Annotated in this window: 1 protein-coding gene and 1 pseudogene; one reads left to right on the plus strand and one right to left on the minus strand. The window is 67.6% G+C overall.

The window, feature by feature from the left end; genetic code table 11:
- A pseudogene (locus tag AC2VOU_RS15990) lies at nt 1–318 on the minus strand (acyltransferase); the annotation flags it as partial.
- Nucleotides 319–657: 339 nt separating this feature from the next.
- Here AC2VOU_RS15990 and AC2VOU_RS15995 point away from each other — a divergent pair.
- Nucleotides 658–10,233, plus strand: a 9,576-nt coding sequence (locus AC2VOU_RS15995) for an SDR family NAD(P)-dependent oxidoreductase (RefSeq protein ID WP_486958256.1), incomplete at its 3' end; no start/stop codon positions are given.

Genomic DNA, 10,233 nt, shown 5'->3' on the forward strand with positions numbered 1-10,233 from the left:
GGCGGTGCGCTCGAACCAGCTGCGGAAGGTGTCGTGCCGGCGGAGGTAGGCGTTGAGCGCGGCGTTCATCGCGGCGATGTCGCACTCGCCCTTGGCGTCGCAGCTGGCGATGATCTGCCGGGAAAAGTTGAGTCCCGCGGCGTCGCGCTCGTAATAGTTGCGTAGGTGCTGGCTCTGCATGTAGCTGACCGGGACCGTGCTCACCGGTGCCTGGCCGGCCTTTTCCGCGGACGCGGCGGTGGGGTGCCAGGAGGTGACGGTGCCCGGCGTCAGCGTCCACTCACTGAGTGAGCCGACGGTAATTTGCCCGATGCGCAAGAGAGCGTCCTCCTCAGTTGAACGGCGCGCGTACGGCCGCGGATGATCGCGGCGAGACTCAAGATAGCCCGCGCGACTGTGACTGTCGCCCTGTCGTATCGACATGTTTGACGTGCCTGATACGGACAATGATGTCAGGGTGTGCGGCTATTGACAGAAATCGCCCGGCGTGCTCAGGGGTGACCTTGACCATACCCTGCGGTACGGTGCGCGTGGTCCGGCACCGCCGCCGGGGTGGCGCTTGCAATCCTCGGACGCTCGGACAAGTCTGTTGCGCATCCCGGCCGCATGCGGCGACCGAATCTTCTAACAGTCCCCAAACCGAGAGGACAACAGCGCATGGCATCCCAAGGCCAACCGCCAGCCAGTTTTGCGATCGTCGGGTATGCGGCGCGATTCCCCGGGGCCGGGGACGCCGACGAATTCTGGCAGGTGCTGCGCGAGGGCCGGGACGCGATCTCGGAGGTGCCCGCCGACCGTTGGGACGTCGACGAGTTCTTCGATGCCGATCCCGACGCTCCGGGCAAGGTCGCGACACGTCGGGCAGGCTTCGTCGACGACGTGACCGGCTTTGACGCGCCGTTTTTCGGTATGTCGACCCGCGAGGTCCGGATGCTGGACCCGCAGCACCGCCTGCTGCTGGAGACGGCGTGGCGCGCGGTGGAGCATTCCGGAACGGCGCCAACGTCTTTGGCGAATTCCAACACCGGTGTATTCGTCGGTCTGGCCACTCACGATTACCTCGGCATGGCGTCGGGTGAGTTGACGTTTCCCGAGATCGAGGCCTACATGGCGATCGGGACGTCGAATGCGGCAGCGGCGGGCCGGATCAGCTTCCGGTTAGGGCTGCAAGGTCCGGCCGTCGCCGTCGACACGGCTTGCAGTTCGTCGCTGGTGGCCATTCACCAGGCCTGCCAGGCGCTTCAACTCGGGGAGTGCGACCTGGCCTTGGCCGGCGGGGCCAACGTCCTGCTCACGCCCGCGACGATGATCACCTTTTCCAGCGCCCACATGCTCGCGCCAGACGGTCGCTGCAAGACCTTCGACGCGGCCGCCGACGGCTACGTCCGCGGTGAGGGCTGCGGCGTCATCGTCATCAAACGTTTCGAGGACGCGATCAACGACGGCGACCACATCCGGGCCGTCATCCGCGGCAGTGCGGTCAACCAGGACGGCGCATCTGGTGGCTTGACTGTGCCGAACGGTGTTGCGCAGCAACGAGTTATAGCCGCTGCGCTCAAGCGTGCCGGGCTGTCGCCCGCGGACGTCGACTACCTGGAGGCGCACGGAACCGGCACCTCGCTCGGTGACCCGATCGAGGCTCAGGCCGCGGGCGCGGTGCTCGGCGAGGGCCGCAAGGACGGCAACCCGTTGCTGATCGGTTCGGCAAAGACGAACATCGGGCATCTGGAGGCTGCCGCGGGCATCGCGGGGGTGATCAAGGTCATCCTGTCGCTCGAAAACGAGTTGTTGCCAGCTCATCTGCACTTCGAGAACCCCTCGCCGCACATCCCGTGGGACCGGCTCGCGCTGGAGGTGGTGACAAACGCCACGCCGTGGGAACGCAGTGGCAGACCGCGCATCGCCGGCGTCAGTTCGTTCGGGTTCGCCGGCACCAATGCCCACGTCATCCTCGAAGAAGCGCCCGCTCGCGCACCACAGGTGGTCGACTCACCGACCGACCAGGGTGCGGACAGGCGCTTCAGCATCCTGCCGATATCGGCCCGCACGCCCGAGGCACTGGTGCGGATCGCCGCGCAGTACCGCGGCTGGTTGAACGCGCACCCGGAGGCCGGCCTGGCCGACGTGTGCCTGACCGCCGGGGCGGGGCGCGCGCACTTCGAGCACCGTGCCGCGTTGGTGGTCAACTCCACGGACTCTGCCGGCGAACTGCTCGGTGCGCTCGCAGATGACCGGCCGGCGCCCGGCTTGGTGCGCGGCGTCTCCGATGCCACGCCGAAGACGGCGTGGCTGTTCACCGGCCAGGGCAGCCAGTACCCGGGCATGGCGCACGAGCTGTACGACACCGAGCTGGTGTTCGCGCAAACCCTCGACCGCTGCGCCGCCGCAGTCGCCGATGTTCTCGAAAAGCCGCTTCTGGACATTATTTTCGATGTCGACAGCAACGATGCCGAAGCGACGCTGCGGCAGACCAGCTATGCCCAGCCTGCATTGTTCGCGGTGGAAATGGGTCTTGCTCGACTCTGGCAATCCTGGGGCTTAGAGCCCGCAGTGGTGTTGGGACACAGCGTCGGCCAGTATTCGGCGGCCTGTGTTGCCGGTGTCTTCGACCTCGAGGACGGCGCAAGGCTGATGGCCGAGCGTGGCCGTCTCTTCGGTAGCCTGCCGTCCGGTGGCCGGATGGTCGCGGTGTTCGCCGCCGCCGAGCGGGTGGAGAGCCTGACCGACCGGTTCCCGAGCCTGTCGGTCGCCGCCTACAACGGCGCGAACACCGTATTGTCCGGTCCTGCGTGCGATTTGGACAAGGCAGTGGCATCGTTGACCGGCGACGGCGTGCGATGCGACTGGCTGGAGACCAGCCACGCGTTCCACTCTGCGCTGCTCGACCCGATCCTCGACGAGTTCGAGAAGTATGCCGACCGCTTGACATACGGTTCGCCGCAACGGCTCCTGATCGACAACCGGACCGGCGCCGTGATCGGCCGGAGCCAGAAGCTGGACGGTAACTACTGGCGCCGCCACGCGCGCCAGCCGGTCGAATTCGCCAAGAGCGTGCAGACGCTGTCCGACCTGGGCTGCAAGGTGCTGCTCGAGATCGGCCCGCAGCCGGTGCTCACCGCCGCGGCGCTGCGCGCCTGGCCCGACCCGGCCACCACGCCGCGCGCCATCGCGTCGCTGCGTAAGAACACCGCCGACCACCGTCAGGTCACCGAAGCCCTCGCCGACGCCTACGCACTGGGAGCCTTGCCCGACTTCGGCGCGGTCCACCATGGCCCGGCACGCAAGCTCGACCTGCCGACGTATCCGTTCCAGCACCGCCAGTACTGGTTCCGGGAGAACCGCGAGCTGCCGACGCAGCAGTCGCATGTCACCGCGACCAGCGACACGGTTCGGCTACTCGAAGACGGCAAGTTCGAGGAGCTGGCCGCCCTACTAGGCGGTGCCGGCGACGACGCGCAGACTCTGAACGTGCTGACAAAGGTTGCGGCACAACACAACGCGCAGCGCAAGACCAGGTCCATCTCCGACGCTCGTTACGAGTTCCGTTGGGACAAGGCCAATGCGGTAGCTCCCGCCGACCTCAGTGCGCCGGCCACCTGGCTGCTCATCGGCGACAGCGGTGACGCGGTGCCGCCGTTGATCGAGGCGTTGACGGCCGCGGGCCGGCAGCACCGGGTCCTCGCTCTGCCCTTGTCGGATGCCGACGAGCAGGAGTTGACGGCCGCGCTGCGTGCCGCCGCCGACGAGTCGACGGCGCTGCGGATCGTGCACGTCGCCGCACTTGAGGGTGACACCGTGCCGTCGCAGCAGTCGTTGCTGCGGATGCAGCAGCGGGTTCTGGCCGGAACCCGGCGGCTCTTCCGGGCCGCAGCGGCGGCCGAGCTGCGTGCGCCGATCTGGGTGGTGACCCGTGGCGCGCAACGAGTTACCGACACCGACACGGTGTCGCCCGGCCAGACCGCCCTGTGGGGCTTCGGCCGGGCCGCTTCGCTGGAGCTGCCGCAACTGTGGGGTGGCTTGGCCGACCTGGCCGCAGGCACCGCGGACGAATGGTCGCGGTTGATCGACCAGGTCGCTGTCGAGCCGCGCCGCGAAGACCAGTTCGCCGTCCGCGGCCAAGCCGTCTACGTGCCGCGGCTGGTCCGGCGGGCCGGACAGGTGAGCACCAAGCCGCTCGTACTACGCGACGATGCAACGTATCTGGTGACCGGTGGGCTCGGCTCGATCGGCCTGGAGATCGCCGGACACCTGGCCGCCAACGGTGCCAAGCACCTGGTGCTGACCAGCCGGCGCGACCCGGGCGAGGCTGCGCAGCAACGCATCGACGCACTAAGCGGGCAGTACGGCAGCGACATCCGGGTGATCACGGCCGACGTGGCCGACGCGGATGACGTCACACGACTGCTGGCGGCCGTCAACGCGGACCTGCCGCCGCTGGCCGGCATCGTGCATGCCGCGGGCGAGATCAGCACCACCCCGCTGAGCGACCTCGACGAGGCCGAAGTCGATCGCGTCTTCGCCGGCAAGGTCTGGGGTGCTTGGCATTTGAGTGAAGCAGCCGTAGATCTGAATCTGGACTTCTTTCTCACCACCTCCTCGATCGCCTCGGTCTGGGGCGGATACGGTCAGACTGTCTACGGCGCGGCCAACGCCTTCCTCGACGGTCTGACCTGGCGGCTGCGTGAGCAGGGTGTCGCCGGCGTCAGCGCGAACTTCGGTCCTTGGTCGGCAGGTATGGCCGACGAGGAGTCGCGCGCCAAGCTGAGCAAACGCGGCATCAAGACGTTGTCCCCGTCGGACGCGCTGGCGGGCTTGGCCGAATTGATCGCCGTCTCTGCCGAGCAGGGCGTCGCTCAAGGTGTGGTGGCCCGGATCGACTGGGCGAAGTTCCTTCCGCTCTACCAACAAGCGGGCCGACGGGCGTTCCTGGCCGAGTTGGAGCGCGAGGTGCCCAGCGCGGTGCCGGTGACCCTGCCGTCGGGGAAGACGGACTTGGTTGAGCGGCTCACCAACGCGCCGGTGCAACAGCGCCGCAAGCTGCTGCTGGACTTCCTGCGCGACGCGGTCGCCGACGTCACGCGGGTCGATCCATCCGAGATCCGCGAGGACGCCGGGTTCTTCGACCTCGGCATGGATTCGCTGATGGCGGTCGAACTGCGCCGTCGCATCGAGCAAGGCGTGGGCAAGGAGATCCCGGCGACGCTGGCGATGGACCATCCGCGGCTTTCTGACACGGTGGATTACCTGCTCGGCGACGTGCTCGATCTGACTGACCAGAAGTCCGGGCCGTCGTTGGGCACGGCGGTGACGACCCGCACGGACGAGCCGATCGCGATCATCGCCGTGTCGTGCCGTTTCCCCGGCGCCCCCAACCCGGAGGCGTTCTGGGAGTTGTTGTCCGGCGGTCTCAATGCGATCAAGGAAGTACCCGAAGACCGCTTCGACATCGACGAGTTCTACGACCCCGACCCCGATGTCGCGGGCAAGACCTACACCCGCTTCGGCGGGTTCCTGGACGGCATCGACGGTTTCGATCCAGAGTTCTTCGGTATCTCGCCGCGCGAGGCGGTCTGGATCGAGCCGCAGCAGCGACTGATGCTCGAAACGGTGTGGGAAGGCTTGGAGCGGGCCGGCTATTCGCCGGCGGCGTTGCGCGGCAGCCGAACTGGTGTCTTCGCCGGTGTCGCCGCCAACGAATACGCCCACCTACTGTCGGCCGAGTCGATCGACAAGATCGAGCCGTACTTCATCACCGGTAACGCGCTCAACGCGATCTCGGGCCGCGTCGCTTTCGCTCTCGGCCTCGAGGGGCCGGCCGTCGCGGTCGATACGGCCTGCAGTTCGTCATTGGTGGCGGTCCACCAGGCCGTCCAGGCATTGCACTCCGGTGACTGCGATCTCGCGCTTGCCGGTGGAGTCAACGTTCTGCTGAGTCCGGTGACGGTGGTCGCCGCGTCGCGCGCCCGGATGCTGTCGCCGGTCGGGCAGTGCAAGACCTTCGACGCGTCGGCTGACGGCTATGTCCGCAGCGAAGGCTGCGGCATCCTGGTGCTCAAGCGACTCAGCGACGCCGAGCGTGACGGCGACCGGATTGCCGCGGTGATCCCGGGCACCGCCGTCAACCAGGACGGCGCGTCCAGCGGCCTGACCGTCCCCAATGGTGGCGCACAGCAACGGCTTATCGCCACTGCTCTGGGCCGGGCCGGCCTGGTCGGCGGGGACGTCGACTACCTCGAGGCGCACGGGACGGGCACTCCGCTCGGCGACCCGATCGAGGTCCAGGCCGCCGGTGCCGTCTACGGCGGGTCCCGCGACGCGAACCGGCCGTTGTTGATGGGATCGGTCAAGACCAACATCGGCCACACCGAATCCGCCTCGGGCGCAGCGGGTCTGATCAAGGTGGTGCTGTCGTTGCAAAATGGCGTGCTGCCGCAGAGCCTGCACTTCGACAACCCGTCGCCACATATCCCGTGGGGTTCGCTGCCGGTGAAGGTCGTCGACAAGGCGATCCCGTGGGAGGCCAACGGCCGGCCTCGTCGCGCCGGGGTCAGCTCCTTCGGATTCACCGGTACCAACGCCCACGTGCTGGTCGAAGAGGCGCCGGCAACGCAGCGGGTGATCGTCGACGAGCAGCTAGCGGACGACGCTGCCCCGACCCCGGATTCGAATCGAGAGCACATCAACGTGTTGCCGCTGTCGGCGCGCTCCCCTGAGGCGCTGGTCGAGTTGGCGCAGCGATACCGGACGTGGCTGGACACGCACCTGGATGCCGACATCGCCGAAGTGTGCCGCACTGCCGGGGTGGGCCGGTCACACTTCGAGCACCGCACCGCCCTCGTGGTGGATTCCGCGCAGACTGCGAGCGAGGGTCTTGCTGACCTGACCGCGGGCCAGTTGCGTCCGGGCGTGGTGCGCGGCGAGTGCACCGATCGTCCGACGACAGCATGGCTGTTCACCGGCCAGGGCAGCCAGTACCCGGGCATGGCCCGCGAATTGTTCGCCGCTGAGCCGGTTTTCGCGGAGACGGTAAAGCGCTGCGCCGAGGCGGTCAGCGATCTCCTGCCGGAGCCGTTGCTCGAAGTGATCTTCGCGACTGACCGTGAGACCGCTGGCAAGGCCGGAGAACGGCTGAAGCACACGTCGTTCGCGCAGCCAGCGCTGTTCGCCATCGAGATGGGTCTGGCCCGGCTGTGGCAATCGTGGGGCATCGAGCCCGACGTCGTGTTGGGGCACAGCGTCGGGCAGTACGCCGCCGCCTGCGTCGCCGGGGTGTTCAGCCTGGAGGACGGCGCCAAACTGATTGCCGAGCGTGGCCGGCTGTTCGGCAGCCTGCCCGCGGGGGGCCGGATGGTTGCGGTGTTCGCCGACCCCAAAAAGGTCGAGAAGGCTGCCGGCGAGTTTCCGCGGGTATCGGTCGGGGCGTACAACGGCCCCAACACGGTGCTGTCGGGGCCGGGTGAAGACCTCGAGCAACTCGTCGCCATATTCGCCGAGGAAGGGGTGCGCTGCACGTGGCTGGAGACCAGCCACGCCTTTCACTCGGAGCTACTAGAGCCGGTGCTCGGTGAGTTCGAGGCTTTTGCAAGTCAATTCGATTTCGCCACGCCGACGTTGCCGCTTGTTTGCAACCGCACCGGGTCGATTCTGACGGCGGGCTCGCCGCTGGATGCGCAGTACTGGCGCAAGCACTCGCGGCAACCGGTGCAATTCGCTGAGAGCGTGCGCACCGTCGCGGCGCTGGGTTGCTCGGTGCTGATGGAGATCGGCCCGCAGCCGGTGCTGACCGGTGCCGCGGTGCAGGTTTGGCCGGAGCACCTGGCCGCGCCCCGGGCGATCGTGTCGCTGCGTAAGGGTGTGCCGGACCGCCGTCAGATCGCCGACGCGCTGGCCAACGCCTACGTCGGCGGACATCGGCCCACGTTCGAGGCGCTGCACCAGCAGCAGGGCCGCCGGCTGGAGCTGCCGACGTATCCGTTCCAGCGCCGTCGCTTCTGGCCGAAGAGTTCGGCGATCACCGTCGACGGCCCGGCTATGTCCGGATTGCTCGGCAGCGGAAAGGATCTGGCCTCTGGCGACTCGGTATACACGAGCCGGCTGTCGGTCAAGTCGCAGCCATGGCTGTCCGACCATGTCATCTACGGCACCGTCGTCGTCCCCGGCGCCACCTATGCCGCAATGGCATTGGCCGCCGTCGGCACACCGGCACACGTCAAGGAGGTCTTCTTCTACGAGCCGATCATCCTGCCGGAGAGAGCTTCTCGTGAGGTGCAGCTGTCGTTGCATCCGCTGGAGGAGGGCTGGAAGTTCCAGGTACACAGCCGTGCCTATGGCGTCAAGGACGCCGACTGGTCGCTGAACGCCGATGGGACCGCAATCGCTGGTGCCGGCGAAGAACCGGAAGCTGTCGACTTGGAGGAGCCGATCGACACGGCGATCGAGCGGATGGAGCGGATGAATCCGCAGGAGCTCTTCGAGACCTTCGACGACATGGAACTGGCGTGGGGACCGAACTGGTCCGGGTCGCTGAAGTCGCTGTGGCTCGGCGAAGGCGAAGCGATCGGCGACATCTCGGTCGGTGAAGAGCTGTCCGAGAACCTTGGCACCGAGCCGATGCACCCGGTCCTGATGGACCTGTGCACCGGTGTTGCGTTCCCTGCGTTCCCCGCGTTGCGGGCGGCCGAACAGGGCGTCAGCGGCCTGTTCCTCCCGCTGCGCTACGAGCGGGTCACATTGCGGGAGAAGATGCCTCGCCGGTTCTACTGCCGCGCGAAATGGCACACCAACGAACTCGACAGCGAAACCCAGGTGTTCGACCTCGATTACCTCGATCGAGACGGCCGCAACCTGGGCGGGATCCTCGGCTTCACCGTCAAGCGCGCCCCGCGAGAAGCGTTGCTGCGCGGCCTTGGTGGCGATGCCACCCGGCTGCTGTACACCTTGGGCTGGCACGAGGTGCCGATTGCACCGACCGACGAGGAGACCGCAACCCCGAGTGGCACCTGGCTGGTCGCCGGGTTCGGCGCGCTGGCGGCGGCGCTGCCGGGCTGCATCCCCTTCGACCGGGCCGACGACTCCGAGCTACTGGGACGGCTGCTGGCGCAGGCGCACGAGAAGGGCATGCCTTACACCGGCATCGTCTGGCGCAGTTCTGGGCGCAAGGCCGAGGAGTCAAGCGCAGCGCAGATCTCGCGGCTGGAAGCCGAAATCGAGAACTTGCTGAGCGCGGTGCACGCCGCGCAGGCCGACAACTCGGTGAAACTGCCCGGCGGGCTGTGGATCGTCACCGAGCGCGCGGTGGCCACCGAATCCGGCGAGCCGGTCGACGCGGTGCAGGCCGCGCTGTGGGGCCTGGGTCGCACGATCCTCAACGAGGAGCCTGGCCTGCGCAGCAAGCTGATCGACGTCGACGGCTCACCGGAGGCGGTGAAGCTGCTGACCGGTCTGCTCGCGACGCCGGTCGACGAGCCGGAACTGGCCCTGCGCCAGGGCAAAGCGCTGGCATCCCGGTTGCTGCAGTGGTCGCGCAGCGGTCACCTCAACGTGCCGCGCGCCGACGATTACGCCCTGCTCCCCACCGAGCGCGGCGCGATCGACAACCTGCGGCTTAGCGAAAAGGAAGTGCTGCCGCCGGACGAGGGCTATGTGCAGGTGCGGGTCGAGGCTGCGGGCCTGAACTTCCGCGACGTGCTCAACGTCTTGGGCCTCTACCCGGGTGACCCAGGGCCGGTCGGTGGCGACTTCGCCGGCACAGTAACCCAATTGGGTGAGGGCGTGAGCCATGTCAAGGTCGGTCAACGCGTCTACGGCTCGATGCAGGGCGCATTCGCCAGCCGGTTCAACGTGCCGGCCCAGTTCCTCGCGCCGATCCCGGACGGGGTGAGCGCGGTTGAGGCGGCGACGATTCCGGCCGCGGCTCTCACTGTTCGGCTCTCGTTCGACTGGGCGAAGCTGAACCCGGGCGACAAGGTGTTGATCCACGCCGCCAGCGGTGGTGTGGGACTGGCCGCCATCCAGATGGCGCAGCAACACGGCGCAGAGGTCTACGCGACGGCGAGCACCTTCAAGCGCTCGACGCTGCGCAAGCTCGGTGTAAAGCACGTGTACGACTCGCGGACAACCGAATTCGCCGACCAGATCCTGGCCGATACCGACGGCGCGGGTGTCGACGTGGTACTCAACTCCTTGAGCAGCGACGGGTTCATCGAAGCGACCGTGCGGGCCACCGCCAAGAAC

It is taken from the genome of Mycobacterium sp. TH-M25, assembly GCF_057473665.1.